The 18033-nt window shown below is 45.7% G+C and carries 13 protein-coding genes; 5 read left to right on the top strand and 8 right to left on the bottom strand.

The window, feature by feature from the left end:
• Positions 1–4: 4 nt before the first annotated feature.
• From SDE_RS10655 to SDE_RS10635, 5 genes are read right to left on the bottom strand one after another with little or no spacing between them, the layout of a single operon-like run.
• Positions 5–886, bottom strand: a complete 882-nt coding sequence (locus SDE_RS10655; protein ID WP_011468508.1) for an ABC transporter permease — start codon at positions 884–886, stop codon at positions 5–7.
• Positions 886–1821 carry an ABC transporter permease gene (locus SDE_RS10650; RefSeq protein ID WP_011468507.1) on the bottom strand — a complete coding sequence of 312 codons (936 nt, stop codon included), beginning with the start codon at positions 1819–1821 and terminating at the stop codon, positions 886–888. The genes SDE_RS10655 and SDE_RS10650 overlap by 1 nt, the downstream gene beginning before the upstream one ends.
• 5 nt (positions 1822–1826) lie before the next feature.
• Positions 1827–3461: a peptide ABC transporter substrate-binding protein gene (locus SDE_RS10645; protein WP_011468506.1), complete on the bottom strand. Its 1635-nt coding sequence runs from the start codon at positions 3459–3461 to the stop codon at positions 1827–1829.
• Between the two features lie 8 nt (positions 3462–3469).
• Positions 3470–5137 (bottom strand): peptide ABC transporter substrate-binding protein, encoded by a 1668-nt coding sequence (locus SDE_RS10640; RefSeq protein ID WP_011468505.1) that lies wholly within the window; start codon positions 5135–5137, stop codon positions 3470–3472.
• Between the two features lie 12 nt (positions 5138–5149).
• A complete protein-coding gene (locus SDE_RS10635; protein WP_011468504.1) occupies positions 5150–7243 on the bottom strand; it encodes a M3 family metallopeptidase in 2094 nt (697 codons plus the stop codon).
• A 315-nt stretch (positions 7244–7558) separates the two neighbouring features.
• Here SDE_RS10635 and SDE_RS10630 point away from each other — a divergent pair, with 315 nt between their 5' ends.
• On the top strand, positions 7559–8989 hold the full coding sequence (locus SDE_RS10630; RefSeq protein WP_011468503.1) for an HDOD domain-containing protein: 1431 nt from the start codon (positions 7559–7561) through the stop codon (positions 8987–8989).
• 9 nt (positions 8990–8998) lie between these two features.
• Here the strand turns inward: SDE_RS10630 and SDE_RS10625 are convergent, their stop codons facing one another.
• Positions 8999–10630, bottom strand: coding sequence for a lytic transglycosylase (locus tag SDE_RS10625; RefSeq protein WP_011468502.1), 1632 nt, complete (start codon positions 10628–10630; stop codon positions 8999–9001).
• 186 nt (positions 10631–10816) lie between these two features.
• On the bottom strand, positions 10817–11629 hold the full coding sequence (gene gloB, locus SDE_RS10620) for a hydroxyacylglutathione hydrolase (RefSeq protein ID WP_041324595.1): 813 nt from the start codon (positions 11627–11629) through the stop codon (positions 10817–10819).
• A 149-nt stretch (positions 11630–11778) separates the two neighbouring features.
• On the opposite strand from gloB, the gene SDE_RS10615 reads away from it, so the two are divergent.
• Both SDE_RS10615 and dnaQ read left to right on the top strand, forming a co-directional pair.
• Positions 11779–12663, top strand: coding sequence for a class I SAM-dependent methyltransferase (locus SDE_RS10615; protein WP_011468500.1), 885 nt, complete (start codon positions 11779–11781; stop codon positions 12661–12663).
• Positions 12664–12753: 90 nt separating this feature from the next.
• Positions 12754–13470, top strand: a complete 717-nt coding sequence (dnaQ, locus tag SDE_RS10610; RefSeq protein WP_011468499.1) for a DNA polymerase III subunit epsilon — start codon at positions 12754–12756, stop codon at positions 13468–13470.
• Positions 13471–13545: 75 nt separating this feature from the next.
• Here dnaQ and nhaB read toward each other — a convergent pair whose 3' ends face one another.
• Positions 13546–15045 (bottom strand): sodium/proton antiporter NhaB, encoded by a 1500-nt coding sequence (gene nhaB, locus SDE_RS10605; RefSeq protein ID WP_011468498.1) that lies wholly within the window; start codon positions 15043–15045, stop codon positions 13546–13548.
• A 453-nt stretch (positions 15046–15498) separates the two neighbouring features.
• Here nhaB and SDE_RS10600 point away from each other — a divergent pair, with 453 nt between their 5' ends.
• Entirely contained in the window at positions 15499–17220 is a 1722-nt protein-coding gene (locus SDE_RS10600) for a hypothetical protein (RefSeq protein WP_011468497.1), read from the top strand.
• Positions 17217–18032, top strand: a complete 816-nt coding sequence (gene nudC / locus SDE_RS10595; protein WP_011468496.1) for an NAD(+) diphosphatase — start codon at positions 17217–17219, stop codon at positions 18030–18032. The genes SDE_RS10600 and nudC overlap by 4 nt, the downstream gene beginning before the upstream one ends.
• Position 18033: the final 1 nt, after the last annotated feature.

Here is an 18033-nt window from a genome sequence, read left to right as displayed (position 1 = left end):
AGTATTAATCTTTAGAGGCTCTTGGGTCGAAAGCATCGCGTAGGCCATCGCCTAGAAAGTTCAATGCAAACAGCGTGAGAGAAAGAGTAAGGGCAGGGTAGATCAATAACCACGGATATTCCTCCATGGTTTCTACGCCCGAAGAGATTAACGACCCCCATGAACTTTGCGGAGGTTGTATCCCTAAACCTAAAAAGCTTAAAAATGATTCCAATAAAATAACATTTGGGATGGTAAGTGTGGTGTAAACAATAACTGGGCCAAGCGTGTTGGGAATTAAGTGGCGCGTTATAATTTGCCAACGGTTTAGGCCCATAGCGATGCTAGCTTCAATAAACTCTTGCTTGCTTAATGCCATTACCTGACCACGTACAATGCGCGCCATGGTTAACCATTCAACTGCGCCTATAGCTAAAAATAGAAGTAGTAAGCTGCGGCCAAATACAACGGTAAGTAAAATAATAAAAATAGCGAAAGGTAAGGCGTAAAGCACATCCACAAAGCGCATCATCCATGCATCTACTTTACCGCCAATAAACCCAGCAATAGTGCCCCACAAAACGCCAATGCATAAGGCTACCGCTGTAGCTATTAAGCCAACCATAAGCGAAATGCGACTGCCGTATAAAATGCGGGTAAGTTGGTCTCTACCAAATGTATCTGTACCCAACCAGTGGGCGGCGGAAGGTGGCGTGGCGCCAAGCTCAAGGTTCTGAGCTTCGTAGGAATAGGGCACGATGAGGGGCGTAAAAATGGCCAGTATTATCATGCTAACGAGTATGATCAAGCCTGCCATAGCTAGCTTATTTTTCTTTAATCGAGCGAAGGCATCTTGCCATAGTGAACGGCCTGCTTCGTACTGATTAAGTGCATCTAAGGTGGTCATTAGCGTGCACCTCCTAAACCGTGTTTAAGCTTAGGGTTAAGCGCTGCTTGAATTACATCTGCGAGTAGGTTGAATACAATAATAAGAACAGATAGAAAAATAGTGGTACCTAATATCATGGTGTAATCGCGGTTAAATGCGGCTTGTAAATAAAAGCGACCTAGCCCGGGTATTTGATAAATAGTTTCAACTACAAACGAGCCGCTAAGCAAGCCTGCCGCTGCGGGGCCTGCGAAAGCGATAACAGGGTTTAATGCCCCGCGCAGGGCGTGCTTAGTGACTATTCGCCACTCAGGTAGGCCTTTTGCTCGTGCCGTGCGAATATAATCTTGGCTCATTACATCGAGCATACCGCCGCGGGTTAAGCGCGCTACGTAAGCGGCGTAGGCGGCACCCAAGGTAAGCGAAGGCAAAACCTTATCGCCAGGGCTTACGCCCCAACCCGATACAGGGAACCAATCTAAACCAATACCGAAACTTAATATTAACAGTGGGCCGAGCACAAACGAGGGCAGGCATATACCTATCATCGCAAAGCTCATTGGCACGTAGTCTTGCCATGTGTTGGGGCGAATGCCGGCTAAAATGCCTGCGAGAATACCTATTACCATGGCCACCAGTAGCGCGTAAAAACCAAGCTCAATGGTAGCTGGCAAGCCAATGCCAATAAGTTCGGTTACGGTGCGGCTAGGGTATTTAAAGGATGGGCCAAAATCACCTTTAAGCAGGTTAAAAACATAATCGCCAAACTGCACATGAATAGGGTCGTCCAAGTGGTAGCGTTTGTTTAGGTTATCTAATACCTGTTGTGGCACCGCTCGATCTATATCAAAAGGCCCACCGGGTGCCATACGCACAAGGGTGAATGTAATTAAAATAACAAAAAATAAAACCGGTATGGCGGCTAACAAGCGAAAAACAATAAAGCGTAGCATTGTTATTAAGGTGCCTCTGGTGGATCTAGATAAACTGTTTTGTAGTGGTGCCTATGCAGAATGTTGGGGTGCCAATTCTTTACATAGGGCTGCACTAGGTTGATGTCTGAATACAAATAAATAGGCATTATTGGCATTTCGTCGGCCAAAATTTTGTTGGCTTGCTCAAACAACTCAAAGCGCTTTGCGGAATCCATTGTGCGCGCAGCTTCTTCTACCAACGCATCGTATTGTTTGTTGTCCCATTGCGAATGGTTATTCCCGCCGTAGGATAAAAATATCTCAAAAAAGTTACTTGGGTCAGCGTAGTCTGCAATCCAAGCTTGGCGGGTTACATCGAAGTTGTGATTTTTTTGCGTACTTAGGTATACCTTCCATTCTTCGTTGTGAAGTTGCACATCAATATTCAATACATTTTTAAGCATTTGCTGTACCGCAACCGCAACTTTCTTGTGGGTTTCTAGCGTATTGTAGTGGATATAAAAGGTAGGAAACCCTTTGCCATTGGGGTAGCCCGCCTGTGCGAGTAGCTGCTTGGCTTTTTCTGGGTTGTAACCGTAATAGGCTTTGGGTTTGTAGCCTTGCGGGTCTGGTGGAATAACCGAGAAAGTCGGGATCTCGCCGCCTTTGGTTACGTTTTTAGTGATGGATTCCCTATCTATAGCCATAGAGAACGCCTGCCTAACTTTAATGTTGTCGAAGGGCGCTCGCTTGGTATTAAACACGTAGTAATAACTACTGTAGGTATAGTAGGCCTGAAAAACATCAGGGTGATTATCTCTATAGGTCGCTATTTTTTCGTTAGCCATTTGTGGTGAATATGTAAGGTGCACCTGGCCTGTACGAAATGCGCGCTCTTCCGCTTGTTGATCGGTTATGGGTAAAAAGTGAAGGGCGTTTAACTTAACTGTATTGGCATCCCAGTAGTGTGGGTTTTTAGCTAGTTTAATGTGTTGGTTGATTTTCCACTCGGCAAGAGTAAAAGGGCCGTTACCCACAAAGTTTTCTGCGCGTGTCCACAGTGTGTTGGGGTTGTCTATTTCGCCATGCTTTTCAATAGTTGCTTTATGTACAGGGTAAAAAGAATGATGGTCAAGCAGCAAAATAAAATAGGGGGTGGGGTGAGCAAGGGTAATTTCGAGTGTGTAGTCTGTTAACGCCTTTACACCTACTTCGTTAAAATCGGTGAGTTTACCAGTGTTGAAGGCCTCTGCGTTTTTAATGGGGTACATCATGTAGGCGAATTTTGCAGCTAAGGCTGGCTGTAATGCACGTCGCCAAGAATAGATAAAATCGTGGGCGGTTACATTATCGCCATTAGACCACTTTGCGTTTTCCCTTAGGTAAAAGGTATACACCTTTCCATCTTCAGAAATGTCCCAGTGTGTAGCCACACCGGCAGAGGGTTCTAGTGTTTTCGGGTCTAATGAAGCTAGGCCTTCAAACAGGCCTAGAATAATATTGGCGTCGGGGCTACCACTGGCAACGTGGGGGTCTAGCGATTCGGGCTCGTCGGCATTTGCTATATAAAGCTCGCTGTCGCGGTTGCCCTTTTCCACATTGGTTAATGTATTTTTGCTGCATGCGCTAACAAACATTAGTGTAGTTGCAAGCAATACAAAACAGATGTTTTTAATCATTAGGCTACTTACTCGCTTTGTGGTTGTTGCGCTGCTGTCGAAAAGTCGAGATAAATATCCTTATAGTTTGGTCTTGCAGTTGCGCTGAAAATGGCGTTTTTAACCTCGGGCGCTTTCAAGAAAACTTCCGTATAGGTTAATACCGGCGCTATCGCAGCCTCATTGAGCAAAAGCTCTTCTGCTTCTTCCAAATAAGCCCCGCGTTTTACCGGGTCTAGTTCGTAAAGTGCTTTTTTAACCAGCGCGTCAAAATCTGAATTTCTATAGTCTGAATCATTCATGCCGTGACCGGTCATGTAGGATTGCAGAAAATCAATTGGGTCCGCAAAGGTGCTAATAGAACCACCGCGCGCCAATGTGAATGTTTTATTCTTTCTGTTTTCTAAAAAGAATTTCCACTCTTGGTTTTCAAGCGTTATGTTTACGTTTAAGTGTTTTTTCCACATTTGCTGCGCGGCAACGGCTATTTTTTTATGTAATTCGTCGGTGTTATACAGCAGCGCAATTTGCGGAAAGCCTTCACCATTGGGGTAACCCGCTTTAGCAAGATATTCCGCTGCTTTTTGTGGGTTATACTCAATGGGCGAGTCGGGGTTGAAGTGCGGTACAGGCAAACTGAGCGTGGTAGCAGGTTGCTTACCGCCTTTTGCAATTTTAGAGGTTAGCATTTCACGGTCTAGCGCATAGGTGAAAGCTCTGCGAACATCGGCATTATCAAATGGGGCGACTTGATTATTAAAAATATAAAAATAAGTGCCGTACATTGGAGTAATGATGATTTTTTCTGGCGATTCTTTTTGATAAGTTTCAATTTTTTCGGTAGGTATGTGGCCGCCCCACGCTACATGAATTTGACCGGAACGAAACATGCGCTCTTCTGTGGCTATATCTTCAATGGGATAGGCGTAAATTTTTTCTAGTTTTACGTTTTCGGCATCCCAGTAGTGGGGGTTTTTCTCTAGCACTATCACTTTGTTAATTTCCCAGCGGGTCATAACAAATGGGCCGTTAGAAACATAGTTAGGGGGCTGGGTCCACTTTGAGGTGGCGTCGTCTATGTTACCAAACTTTAAAATAGTTGCCGGTTGCACCGGGCCTACTGTTTCATGTGCCATGCGTTTGACAAACAGAGGGTCTGGTTTTAGCAAAGTAAATTGCAGGGCGTGGTTGCTTATGGCTTTTACGCCCACACTGGTGAAATCTTCGCTTTTACCTGTATTAAAATCTTCGGCGCCGACTATGTTGTAATAGTCTTGTACGTAATAACCACCAATAGCCGGTGAAAGTATGCGCTGCCAGCTAAATACAAAATCTTGCGCTGTTAAAGGTGTACCGTCGGACCATTTTGCATTTTCGCGCAGGTGAAACGTATAAACCAAACCGTCTTCAGATATATCCCAGCTTTTAGCAAGTGCTGGCACCGCTTCGAAGGTGTGTGGGTCTAGCTCTGCTAGGGGTTCTATTATAGCTGCTAGCAGTCTTAGATCTGGTACGCCTGCGGCCATATGAGGGTCGAGCGTTTGCGGCTCGGCGCCGAAGGCCATATGCAGAGTTTGCTCTGGGTCTTGGCTGGTGCTTTTATCGGAGCTGCAACCAACTAAAAGCGCTGCGAAAGCAACAGTAAGAGAAAATGCTAGTGTATTAATTTTACGAGCAAAGCTTTTACGGTTTAACATTATTTTGTCCCCTTAGTGCGCTTTAGCGTTATCAGAGCTTAGGCCTTTAGCAAAGGTTTCAAAGCTATATGGGCGCCCAAGGAAATCTTCAACCATTTCTGCTGCATCTTTACTACCGCCTGGAGCAAGCACAGTGTCGCGGTAACGAGTTGCTACTTCCTGATTGCGCAGCCCTGCCTTTTCGAACTCACTAAACATGTCTGATGCGATAACGAGAGACCACATATAGGTGTAATAGGTGGCAGAGTAACCGTAAAGGTGCCCGAAGCTAGCGTGAAAGTAGGTGTCTTCAACATAGGCATATGGCGAATACTCTTTCTGTAATGCTTTCATTGTTTCGGTTAGATCTATGTCTGTAGGGTCGCCGGTGTAATAGTTAAGCGAAACAGCGGCGTAAAACATTTGATGGCGTGTAAACAGCGCGCGGCCGAAGTTGCGGCCTGCATTCATTTTGGCAATTAAGTCGTCTGGAATGGTTTCGCCGGCGGCGTTTTTGGCGAATGTTTTAAGCGTATCGGCATCCCAAACCCACTCTTCAAGCATTTGCGAGGGCGCCTCTACAAAATCGTGTTCTGGTTTAATGCCAGAGAAATACATACGTGGTTGATGTCCACCAAACAAGCCGTGTAATAAGTGGCCAAACTCATGCAAAAAAGTTTCAACCTGGCTGTGTTCCATTAAGTCGGTGCCGCTAGGAAAGTTGCATACTAGCGCGAGGATAGGTGGTTGAACGCCTTTCACGCCGTCTTGGTAACCGAAAGCGGCCGCGTGATTATATTTGCCTTCACGGGGGTGCATATCTAAGAAGAATTTACCCACAAGGTGATCGCCCTCCCACATTTCGTAACTTTCTACAGACTCGTGCCAAACCTCTGTTTGCCACGGTTTTATGGTTACACCAAACATGGATTCGGTAAGGTCGAAGATGCCATCCCTTACCGCATTGTAGTTAAAGTATTCTCGAATTTTTTGTGAATCGACATCGAACTGTTCTGTTTTTACTAGTTCTTCAAGGTAGGTTTTTTGCCAGTCGCCAACGCGGGTTGCATTGGGGGCTATTTGCTTTAAGCGGTTTAGTAGCAGTTGATACTCTTCGTTTGCTTGCTTTTTGGCTAATACATTTATTTTGTTTATAAAATTGCGGGCGTTTTCTGGGGTTTTAATCATTAAATCTTCGGTTACGTAACTGGCGTAATCGCTATAACCCAAAATTTTCGCTAGTTCTGCGCGTTTTATTAACAGGTCTTTTAACACTTTTTCGTTGGCAGGGTAGCCGCGTTTGCGAAACTCTTTGTAAAACGCGAGTCGCAATGCATCGTTTTTAGCGTATTGCATTACGGGAATGTAATCGGGGTAACTTGTGGTTAGGGTTATTTTGCCGTCTTCACCGGCGGGGTGTGCGTCTATGTAATCTTGCGGTAAGCCTTCAAGCTCACTGGTTGAGCTAACGCTAATGCTGCGTACATCTTCGCGGATATTTTTGTTAAAGCTTTGACCTAGTGCCACAATTTCATCTTGTAGTGCGCGAATCCGGTTGCGCGATTTTTCGTCTAGGTCTACGCCAGAGCGCTTGTAATCTTGAATAAGTTCTTCTACGTATCGTTTATCTAGCGCGCTTAATTGACTTGTGTCGATTTTGGCTATTTTGGCGTACAGCGGTTTGGAGAGGTTTATTTCGGTAATTAATTCGATAACTTTTTGTTGGCAGTTATCGGCGGCCTCGCGCAGGGCGGCGTTTGGGTGAACATTTCTAAATAGGCTGGCTTTGCTTATTACTCGATCTATAACTATGTCTAGTTTGTCTATTTCTGCGAGTAATGCCATGTCGCTAGCTGCAGGTGTAGCATTTTGGAGGGTTTCAAAAAGCTCGCTAGCGGTTGTGTATTCGGCCTTACATTCATTTAAGTAGCTTACGGCGGCTGCATCGGTTGGGCTAAACCAAGCATTTTCTGCTGCAGCTGCTTGGCTGGTTAAGTTTTCGTCAATAGGCTGTTTGGTTTGATTGCATGCGCTTAATCCAACTAATAACGCTGCACTAAGCATGGCAGTGTTGAGTTTTGATAGCGCATTAAATTTAGGTGATAAATTTTTACAGTGCCCAGCCATGGTGTTAGCCCCCGAAAATATCATTATTGAATGTAGTCGTCGCTTGCATGCGAAGGTTTAGTTTAACCAATTATCTTTTGTTGTACGTAGTTAAATTCGTGTCTAGGTCACGTAAATAAGCGCTTTGGCGGTGCGAGTTGTGTACGCAATAAGGCAAAGGCTGTTTGTGCTAAGTGTGTGATTTTCCGACACATTTGGCATCGTAGACTACACTATTTGAAAGGCATTTACATTTTTAGTTCAAAGCGGCGAACCGCACATTAAGTGAGCGCATTTTGAACAATTGGATTGACGCGATTTAGCGGGTTGGCATACATGGCAAATAAAGGTTTGTCCCATTGGGTTACAAAGTTACGCACGCAAAACACCCCAGTTTTGAACAATGTTATTGTTGAATTAAACGCAATAACAGGTGACGAAGAAGCCGATGTTAACCAAATGGCCGAAGTGATTTTACGCGACGCAAACCTAACCTCGCATGTGTTGCGGGTAGCTAACAGTGTGCAGTACAACTATGGCAAGGCGCGTATAAATACAGTAAGCCGAGCAGTGGTTTTAATTGGTTTAAAAGGAATGCGGGCCATTTGTATCTCCTTATTGTTAATAGATTCGTTGCTTACGGGCAAGTCTAAGCAACGCGTGCTGGATTTAATGGCACAAGGCTTTCATGCTGCGACCCAAGCGCGCAACATTGTTTTAAAATTAGACAGCGACGCAGCTGAAGAGGCTTTTATTGCTGGCTTACTTTATAACCTTGGTGAGATGGCGTTTTGGGCCGCGCAGGAGATGAACCCCGAAAACGAAGCCCTCATAAATGATGATATGCGCGTGCGCCGTCAGGCGATGGAGACACAGCTTGGCACCTCCTTTAAAGCAGTAACCAAAGAATTGGCTCGTCACTGGAAGCTCGGCGAGACGCTCGAGCAGGTGTTATCACCTTCAGAGCAGTCATCTGATGTTGTAAAAGCTGTGGTAACCGGTGAGCGCATTAGTCGTGCAGCGCTGTTTGGCTGGGATAGCCCGCAGGTTAAAAAGGTGGTTGCGGAAGTGTCGGAGCTGCTTGGTATTTCTGATGATCAATCTGAAACAATGATCAAAAATAGTGCAGATCAAGCGGCGGAAGTAGCATTGGACTTTGGTGTTAACGAAGCATGCCCACTTATTCCTAGCAGTCGCTCGAAGGTTCCCAAAAAATCCAAACCCGCTAGCAAGATTCTTAAGGGCGATGCCATGCTGCAGCTTAACATTTTGCGGGATTTATCTAACGCAACCTATGAGCGCATGGATGTAAACACTATCTTTCAGATGGTTGTGGAGGGTATGCACCGGGGCATTGGGTTAGAACGAGTTGTTATAGCCTTTATTAAAAAGCGCAAATTACAGGCCAAATACATGCTGGGCGAGGGCACAGAGCACTGGCGTTCAAGCTTTATGTTTGATGTAGGGCCGTATAGCGAAAGCATATTTACCCACGCTATGGAAAAAGGCGGCAACCATTGGTTTACGCAAGATGCCATTGCAAGCCAATCGAACCTTTACCCCAACGATTTGATTACCATTGTGGGGCGTTTTCCTTCTTTTGTATCTACTTTGCAAATAGATGATAGAAAAGTGGCGTTATTCTATGCCGATAGATGGAATTTTGGTGGCAGGCTAAGTGAAGATCAGTTTGAAAGTTTTAAGCACTTTTCAAATCAGGCTCAAGCGAGCTTGAACCTGTTATCGTCGAAGGGGCGGAAGCAGTAACGCTAACCGCTAGTTAGTTTTAGTCACATCCACAAAAAGTGTTAGCGTATCACCTGGCTGTAAATAGCTCTTGGTGTCGACTTGATTCCACTGCAATATGTCGCTCACGTTTATTTTGAATTTGTCAGCTATACGATGCAGGGAATCTCCGCGCCTTACCTTGTACGAGAGCTTTCTAACAACAGCGTTGTTGGACGCAGTGCTAGCTTCGGCCTTGGTCCAAATAACGAGAGTTTGGCCCGGTTTGATAAGGTCCGCTGGGGCAAGGTTGTTCCAATGTGCAACTTTGCTTGGGGTAACACCGTATTTTTTACCAATAGACCAGAAGCTGTCGCCGCTTTGTACTATATGCTCAACTTTGGTTGAGTTGCCGCTTTTACCGCCTGAGGATTGTCTGTTTTGGATGCGTTGCACAATGCTTTGTGTGTAGTGCTCGTCTTTTTTAGCAGCAATAGGCACCAATAGAGTCTTTCCCGCGCGAATGTTGTTATTTCGCAAACCATTTATGCTTTTTAGTGAATCTACGCTTACTTTGTATTTTGCAGCGATAGTAGAGAGGGAATCACCGGACGCGATAGTGTATCTATCCCATGTGATTCGTTTGCCAGGCGGAATGCCGGCTAGCTTTTCTTTGAATGAGTTCGCTGAGGCGTAAGGCACCAATAAAGTGTGCGGGCCGGTAGGGTCTGTCGCCCAGCGATTAAAGGCAGGATTAAGTTGATATAGCTCATCCATATCTATTTCGGCAAGCTCTGCCGCTTGAGCCAAATCTATTTGCGACCCCACTTCAACGGCTTCGAAATACGGTTGGTTGGGAATTGGGCGCAGTGTTAAGCCGTAATCTTCTGGTGCGCCAATTAGCTGGCTAATAGCCAGTAGCCGAGGTACGTATGCTTGAGTTTCTCTGGGGAGTTTTAGGTTCCAAAAATCGGTGGGTTTACCGGCTTTTTCATTGCGTTTAATTGCCCGAGAAACATTACCAATACCGCTATTATACGCTGCCATTGCCAGCAGCCAGTCGCCATCAAAATGCTTATGTAGTTTTTCTAGGTAGGTGAGCGCTGCATTGGTAGATAAAACCACGTCTCTGCGACCGTCATACCACCAGTTTTGCTTTAAGCCCAAGCTTCGCCCTGTGCGGGGCATAAACTGCCACATGCCAGAAGCCGTTACATGGGAATAGGCAAAGGGGTCAAATGCGCTTTCTACTATAGGAAGCAAAGCAAATTCCGTAGGCATGTTGCGGCGTTCTAATTCGCCAACAATATAGTAGAGGTAACGCTCACCGCGATCGGTGACTCTATCTAGGTAGCTTTGGTGTTTGCCATACCAATTACGTTCTTGGTCGATTCTTTTGTCTTGGGGGATTTCTAGTTGGTAGCCAGCTCGGATTCGATCCCAAAGGGTAAATTCTGACTCTACAATTGGCTCGTCGGCTTCGGGGACGTCTAATGGTTCAGCATCGAGCGAGTGCTCAGCAATATCAGCTTCTAGCTGCTCTTCTGGAGTTGATACGATAACAAGCTCAGATTCGGCTTCGTTTTTAGTATAAGCGCATCCTTGAAAGCCAATTAATACACCTAATAGTGCGACTAGCGGAGTGGTTCGCGCAAAAGTGCGAGAAAATAACGTAATTTGCATAATTTTATTGTTTACTCTTAGAACTTACGTGCCACACGCTGTTACGTATGCCATCGGGTTGGCTACTAGTCTTGGCCTTTTACGGCTTAATCGACCTTTCTCTTAGGTGGAAAGTGGCGTCAGTTTAAAGGGAAAGGCTAAAAAAGCAACCGAGAGGTTTGTGGCTTTCCGGTGGGGAAACTCGCTTTAAAATGAATCTTTCCAAAGTCTCAAATGCTTAAAAACATCTGCGGCCGTTAAGCCCTTGAGCCGCAAGTGGTTTTCGACAGCCTGCTGTATAGATAATTCCTTGTAACGCAAAAAAGGGTTTAAGGCTTTTTCTCGCTCAATGGTGGTTGGAATGCTCGGTAGATCGTTTTTACGCAAGCTGCGTACGCGTTGCTCATAGTCGATTAGCGCCTGTGATTGTGGCTCAACAGTACGTGCGAATTTAATGTTTGTGAGGGTATATTCGTGCGTGCAATAAACCTCTGTTTGGCTAGGTAGCGCGCTGATGGCATCTAGGCTGGTACGCAACTGCTCATGGGTGCCTTGAAGAATACGCCCACAACCGCATGAAAAGAGAGTGTCACCACAAAAGAGTTTAGGTGTGGTAAGGGGTAGTAAGTAGGATAGGTGCTCAGGCATATGGCCTGGTGTAGCAATAACTTGCAGGGAGGGCACATCGACGCCCTTACATAGCTCAATCCGGTCGCCATCTTCAACTGGATGGGTAACATCCTGTATAACGCTTGGGCCATAAACTACTGGTTCTTCGTCACGCCAAAGTTGAAGATTGGCACAAAGCTCTGCAATACCCGTTACGTGATCCCAGTGGCTATGGGTGATAATTATCGACGCAATAGTCAGCTCGTGCTGCGTAATGTACTCGATAACTTCACTTGCACTGCCTGGGTCCACCACAACTACACTGTTTTGCGAGGTGTGGCGCATTACCCACACATAGTTACCTTGGTATATGGGAATAGGGTGTACGCTTACAGGGCTACCTAATTGCATGTTCATCCGCAGGTAAGAAATTGATTGAATAATGGTATGATGACCTAAAATTGCTCTGCCACCAACTCGCGCTAGCTGTATATGTAGGTGCAGCGGTGCGTCTCAAACTAGAGCGGGGCAGAAATCTATATGGCGCGTGGGAGGCCAATATGAGCTTTTCGATAAAAAACTGCATAGGCAGTTTTGCGGACACTTTGCGCAACCGCTGGCAAATTCAACCTCTGCAAAATACCATGCTCGATTTGCATGAGTGGTTCAAGGGGCCTTATGGTGTGGCCTTGCTCGATGCGCAAAAACAGACCATTGAGCACGAGTTGGGCGGCTATTTTGGGTACCACTTAATGCAGCTTAGCGTGCTACCCGAGCACAAGTTTTACGATTCCAGCAGAATAAACCACCGTTTTTCATTAAGCCCTTTAGCCAATGAACATGCCGAGAATGCACAAGCCTGCGCAGATATGGAAAGCCTGCCACTGCCCGATGAGTGTATTGATGTGTGTATATTGCACCACACCCTAGATTTTGCAGCTAACCCCCAGCAGGTGCTAAAAGAGGCCGCACGTGTAACCGTGCCTAGGGGTTACATCATTTTAATGGGGTTTAACCCTACTAGCGTGTCTGGCTGTATTAAGCCATTTGCGCATTTTGCGGGTAAAACGCCTATTTGGAAGCGCCAAAGCTTAAGGGTTAGAAGGTTAAAAGATTGGTTGGCGTTTTTAGACTTTTCAACGCTAGATGTTAAATACGGTGCATACAGCGTACCCATAAACAACGAAAAATACTTACGTAATACACGGCTAATAGAGCGCAGTTTTGCTAAAACGAATCTGCCACTAGGGGGCACATATTGTATCTTTGCACGCAAAGATAAGGTTGGACTCACACCCATAAAACCAGCGTGGGATAAAACAACTAAGGGATTAATGGATGTGGTGCCCTTGCCTAAACGAGCTATTAATCCTGGCATGCGTCGGCACAGCGCAGATGTGCTCCCTATGCGGCGCCGTACCATCGCACCAAAATACTTTCCTTAAGGTTTTGCAGTTAACATAGTGCTTTACGAGCAAGCTTTATGTTATTGATATTTAAAAACATTTTTATATTTTCTTTGAAAGGCATTGTGAATGAGACAGATAGTTCTCGATACCGAGACAACGGGCCTAGAGCCAAGCCAAGGCCACCGAATTATTGAGATAGGGTGTGTTGAGCTAATAAATCGAAAGCTTACGGGCCGTCATTATCACCAGTACATTAAACCTGAACGGGAAATTGATGAAGGCGCAATTGAAGTTCACGGCATTACCAACGAATTTCTAGCAGACAAACCGGTTTTTAAAGATATAGCCGATGAGTTTATGGCGTTTGTTGATGGTGCAGAACTAGTCATTCACAACGCACCGTTCGATGTGGGCTTTCTAAATCACGAATTTAACCTTCTAGGGCGTGGCAGCACAGTTATAAACGACCGCTGTTCTATTCTCGATACGCTCGCACTAGCAAGAAACAAGCACCCTGGGCAAAAGAACAACCTGGATGCCCTGTGTAAGCGTTACGGCGCAGATAACTCCGCACGAGACCTTCACGGCGCTTTGCTCGATGCTGAAATTCTAGCCGATGTTTACCTGTTAATGACCGGTGGGCAAACCAACCTTGCCCTAGGTGGTGCGGGTTCGTCTAGTGGCATGGACGACGGTGGTGAAGAGCTTGTACGTGTAAGTGCCGATCGCAAACCGCTCCCCATTATAAGAGCGTCTGCAGAAGAGCTGGCTTTACACGAGAAAAAGTTGGCTGAAATAGACAAGGCTTCAGGCGGCGAATGCCTCTGGCTCAAGCAGTCATAAGAATTAGAGTTTAGCCTGTAACGTAAAACGCCGAGCATTCCTCGGCGTTTTACTATGAGCGTACAAGTAAGACTCTTAGTAGAAGAGTATTACAGACCCAAGGCCAACCGCACCAAGAACGATTGTGTAGGGCAGCGCCATTATTACCATTTTGCCGTACGAAAGGCGAATAAGCGGGGCAAGAGCAGAAGTGAGCAGGAATAAAAATGCTGCTTGGCCGTTTGGTGTCGCCACGCTAGGTAGGTTGGTGCCGGCATTAATTGCTACAGCAAGTACATCAAAATGCTCACGAGAAATAGTACCCGCATCGAATGCCGCTTTTACTTCGTTAATGTACACGGTAGCAACAAACACATTATCACTAATCATAGATAACACGCCGTTAGCCACAAAGAACATAGGAGCCTGGGCACCTTGTTCCATGGCTAAAACGTAATCAATAACCGGTGTAAACAAATGCTGGTCGTGGATAACAGCCACAACTGCGAAAAACACCACTAGCAGCGCGGTAAAGGGCAGCGCTTCTTCAAAAGCGTGACCAATGCGGTGTTCATCGGTAATGCCGTTAAAGGCGGTTAGCAGAACAATAATAAGCAAACCAATAAGGCCAACTTCCGCTAGGTGCAAGGCTAATGCAAATACAAGCACTACTGCGACAACCGCTTGTACAAGTAATTGCGCCTTATCGCCAAACCCGCGCTTTGCCGTTTCCTTTTTATCAAAATCGACCAATATTTGGCGCACGCTATCGGGTAATTTGGCTCCGTAGCCGCAGATACCTGTCTTTTCTAGTATTGCGCAGGTGAGCAAACCACCAATTAAAGCAGGCACAGAAATAGGTGCCATAACCAAGTAGAACTCAATGAAGTTCCAGCCAGCAATTTCTGCAATAAGCAAGTTTTGAGGCTCGCCAACTAAGGTAGCAACGCCACCTAGGGCGGTACCTACTGCACCGTGCATAATAAGGCTGCGCAAAAAGCTGCGGAAAGTATCTAAATCTTCGCGGTGCAAATCGTGCACATTATCATCTGCGGAGTGGTCGTGGTCGTTACCGTGCCCACTACCTGAGGCAAAGCGATGGTAAACCGCGTAAAAACCTACAGCCACAGCGATGAGTACGGCAGTTACTGTTAGCGCATCTAAAAAGGCAGAAAGCACTGCTGCAACAAATGAGAACAATAAAGAGAGAAGCAGTTTCGAGCGAATACCAAGCAAGATCTTGGTAAACACGAAAAGAAGCATGTCCTTCATAAAGTAGATGCCTGCCACCATAAACATAAGTAGCAGAATTACTTTAAAGTTGGCGAGTACTTCATGGTATACCGAGTCTGCGCTGGTTAGCCCAAGTAGCACAGCTTGAATGGCCAATAAGCCGCCCGGCTGCAAAGGGTAGCACTTGAGAGCCATAGCAAGAGTAAAAATGAACTCAATAATTAGCGCCCAACCAGCCAAAAAAGGACTAACTTGGGAGAGAACAATATTGATAACCAAGAAACCTAAAATTGTTTTCTTATACCAATTTGGGGTGTGGCCCAGAAAATTGTGCCAAAACGCGTTAGTCATGGACTGCGGCATAACTTGGGTCCTTTATATTCACAAGGGGTTTAATACTTCACTATGTGAGAAATACATAGCCTAATTCACGCAAAAAATAGCCTATTTTAATACAAATAGGGGGGAAGCTAAAAGCGCGCGCTAAAATGAACCACATGGAATAAAAAATCAAGCAAGAATTGACTAAATATTGGTCTGCAGACGTTGAAGGTAGGAGGGTGATGCGTTTCTAACCGCTGTGGCTATTTATTGTACGCAATGGTGTGACTTAATCGAGAGATTGTGTTAAACAACGCAGGTAAGGCTCAGAAAAATAAAGACTTTTATAAAAGGCGCATTATACTTACCTAAGACTTTATGTTGACGTGTTTAAATCTACACTTACATACACCGAACAATAATCACGCTTTGGGAATACGGGCAAATGCTTGTTACCAAAGCTCTGAAACGGGATAAGGTTATATTGTGAGCTCAATGGACGCTGTAAATTTTCAATCGCTCAATATGGTGCGCGATGAACTGGTAGCCACCATCGAGGAGGCTGCACGCAACCTTGAGATGTTTGTTACCGCCCAGCAAGATGGCGAATCGCTACAAGCTTGTATGGACGGTATTCGACAAATAGTGGGCATTTTGCGTCTTATCCAGTTCCGTGGTGCATGCATATTAGCCGAAGAGTTACTTGCAACCGCGACAGATATCACCCCTGGTGATGCGGGCCCCAAATCTGATCAGCGTTTAGAGGTAGTAAGTAACACGTTTTTCGTGCTTACCCGTTATCTCGAGTACGTTCAGCAAGTAGAGCGCCGCGTACCTGTATTGCTTATCCCTCATATTAACGCATTGCGCAAAATGCGCGGCGAGCCCGCTTTTTCTGAGAGCCATTTCTTCCATATAAACCTCAGTAGTTCGTTACACGTTCCCCCTGTGGAGCAGCTGCAAATTGCAGAAGCTGATTTCAGGCAGCACGTCCGGCGCCTACGCCATATGTACCAAGTAGGGTTGCTGGCTTTGATTCGAGGGAAGCAGGCTAAAAATTCATTGGCGATGATGCGCAGAGCATGTATTCGCCTACACAAGCTTGGCGGCTCCCTAAAACCGCTTTCGCAGCTCTGGTGGTTAAGCAACCTAACGCTAGATGTATTGGCCACAGAGAACATGGCAATACTTGAGGCAAGAAAGTTACTGTTTAGCCGTATAGACCGGGTTATACGCCAAGTGGAGAAATCTGGTTCGGCTTCGTTTGCTGCTCAGCCTCCGAAAGGCTTAATCAAAGAATTAGTGTACTTGTTGGTGCTGTCGGGTAAGCAGAGCGAAGAAATAACCTTAATTCGCAAAGCTTTTGGTATTAATGCATTCCCGTATTCAGATAAAGACCTATCGCAAGAGCGCGACGCGCTAAGTGGCCCAAGTGCTCACACTGTTACTTCCCTTGCAAAAGTCCTGCAGGCAGAGCTTTCAAACACCAAAAAAGTGTTAGAAAACGCGGCTCAAAGCAGTACACAAAAAATTGATGATTTAGACGAGTTTATTGGCACCCTCAAAAAAGTAGCTGAGATTCTATCTGTAGTAGGCCTTGTTACTGCTAGTTCCACACTAAAAGAAGAGATAGAGCGCCTAAATGGCTGGCACGGTTTGGAAGACGGGCCTGATATTGAAGAGCTCTCTGAAGTGGCAAACACGCTATTGTATTTGGAAAGCACAGTAGCTGCACTTGAGCACTCTAAGTTGTCTACTGAAAAATTGAACGAAGCGAGTAAAATTGCTCAACGCGAAATTATCGCCTCTGGCGAGCTTTCGATTGCTAGAAAAATTGTAATTGAAGAATGCGAAGCAGGGATATTACTTACCAAGCGAGCATTAAGTTCGTTTTCTGATTCCGATTACGACACCGGCCATATTCGCAACATAGCTAAAACCCTAACCACGGTTAAAGGCGGTTTACTCATGCTAGGTAAAGAGCGTGTGGCAGCCATACTTGGTTTATGTGTTCAGTTTGTAGAGGAAGTGTTATTGGATGAAGAGCATCCAGCAGCGCTTAAAGAACTTCTCGAAACCTTTGCCGACGCGATAATATCCGTAGAGTATTATTTAGATTCCTCATCGGGTTCTGGGCAAATGGACGAAACAGTATTGCAAATAGCAGAAGAAAGCCTTGAAGCCCTCGGTTTTAGTATCCATGGCGACGGTGAATGAATTTTGAGCCAGCCCTAAGCCCCAAGGTCGAATCCCCTCCGAGTTGGCTAATATTAATATGCGGCAAACAGATTCTAGTCTCGCAGTGTTCTACTGAGGTTCTGTTTCCCGCTGACTCTATTGAAAGCCTTAATATCGTATTTCAGCACCGTCTGGGGGCTGTTAACCAACAGCATCTTGATGCAGTCGTTATAGATAATACAGAAGAGCTTTCTATAGAAGGTTGGGAGTGGGCCAATCTTCGCGATTTACTGGGTGTACTGCACGAACCTTTATTTCACTTGGCTGGTCGCGCACTGCAATTTTCTTACTGGGATAAAACTCATCAATACTGCGGTCAGTGCGGCGGGGCAACCATTCCTGCAGATGAATATCGCTCGCGAATGTGCACGCGATGCGAATTGCACTTTTACCCAAGACTTTCCCCCTGTGTTATAGGGCTTATTCACGACGGCAAACGTTGTTTGCTCGCCCGTAATGTGCGCCACCCAGCAGGTCGGTTTAGCACCATCGCCGGTTTTATAGAGCCTGGCGAAACTGCGGAACAAGCCTTTGCAAGAGAAGTGCGAGAGGAGGTGGGGGTTCAAGTTAAAAATATACGCTACGCATTTTCTCAACCTTGGCCATTCCCGGGGCAGCTTATGCTCGGTTTTTACGCAGAATACGCAGGTGGGGAAATCCAAGTAGACAACATTGAGATTATTGAGGCAGATTGGTTCGATATAGATAATTTGCCACAAACGCCGCCAGAGAGTACGATTTCGGGGCTTTTAATAAGAGAGTACGTGCAAAAGGTTAGGGAGCAGAAATAGA

The organism is Saccharophagus degradans 2-40, assembly GCF_000013665.1.
Taxonomy (GTDB): domain Bacteria; phylum Pseudomonadota; class Gammaproteobacteria; order Pseudomonadales; family Cellvibrionaceae; genus Saccharophagus; species Saccharophagus degradans.
Note: the sequence above shows the minus strand (reverse complement) of the source record. Positions and strands in the feature narration are given on the sequence as shown.

Bases quoted from the DNA above. Each gene is read 5' to 3' on its own strand.
- SDE_RS10640 (WP_011468505.1), bottom strand. From the start codon at position 5,137: ATGTTAAACCGTAAAAGCTTTGCTCGTAAAATTAATACACTAGCATTT.
- dnaQ (WP_011468499.1), top strand. From the start codon at position 12,754: ATGAGACAGATAGTTCTCGATACCGAGACAACGGGCCTAGAGCCAAGC.
- SDE_RS10600 (WP_011468497.1), top strand. From the start codon at position 15,499: ATGGACGCTGTAAATTTTCAATCGCTCAATATGGTGCGCGATGAACTG.
- nudC (WP_011468496.1), top strand. From the start codon at position 17,217: ATGAATTTTGAGCCAGCCCTAAGCCCCAAGGTCGAATCCCCTCCGAGT.
- nhaB (WP_011468498.1), bottom strand. From the start codon at position 15,045: ATGCCGCAGTCCATGACTAACGCGTTTTGGCACAATTTTCTGGGCCAC.
- SDE_RS10650 (WP_011468507.1), bottom strand. From the start codon at position 1,821: ATGCTACGCTTTATTGTTTTTCGCTTGTTAGCCGCCATACCGGTTTTA.
- SDE_RS10625 (WP_011468502.1), bottom strand. From the start codon at position 10,630: ATGCAAATTACGTTATTTTCTCGCACTTTTGCGCGAACCACTCCGCTA.
- SDE_RS10655 (WP_011468508.1), bottom strand. From the start codon at position 886: ATGACCACCTTAGATGCACTTAATCAGTACGAAGCAGGCCGTTCACTA.
- SDE_RS10635 (WP_011468504.1), bottom strand. From the start codon at position 7,243: ATGGCTGGGCACTGTAAAAATTTATCACCTAAATTTAATGCGCTATCA.
- SDE_RS10630 (WP_011468503.1), top strand. From the start codon at position 7,559: ATGGCAAATAAAGGTTTGTCCCATTGGGTTACAAAGTTACGCACGCAA.
- SDE_RS10615 (WP_011468500.1), top strand. From the start codon at position 11,779: ATGAGCTTTTCGATAAAAAACTGCATAGGCAGTTTTGCGGACACTTTG.
- SDE_RS10645 (WP_011468506.1), bottom strand. From the start codon at position 3,461: ATGATTAAAAACATCTGTTTTGTATTGCTTGCAACTACACTAATGTTT.
- gloB (WP_041324595.1), bottom strand. From the start codon at position 11,629: ATGCAATTAGGTAGCCCTGTAAGCGTACACCCTATTCCCATATACCAA.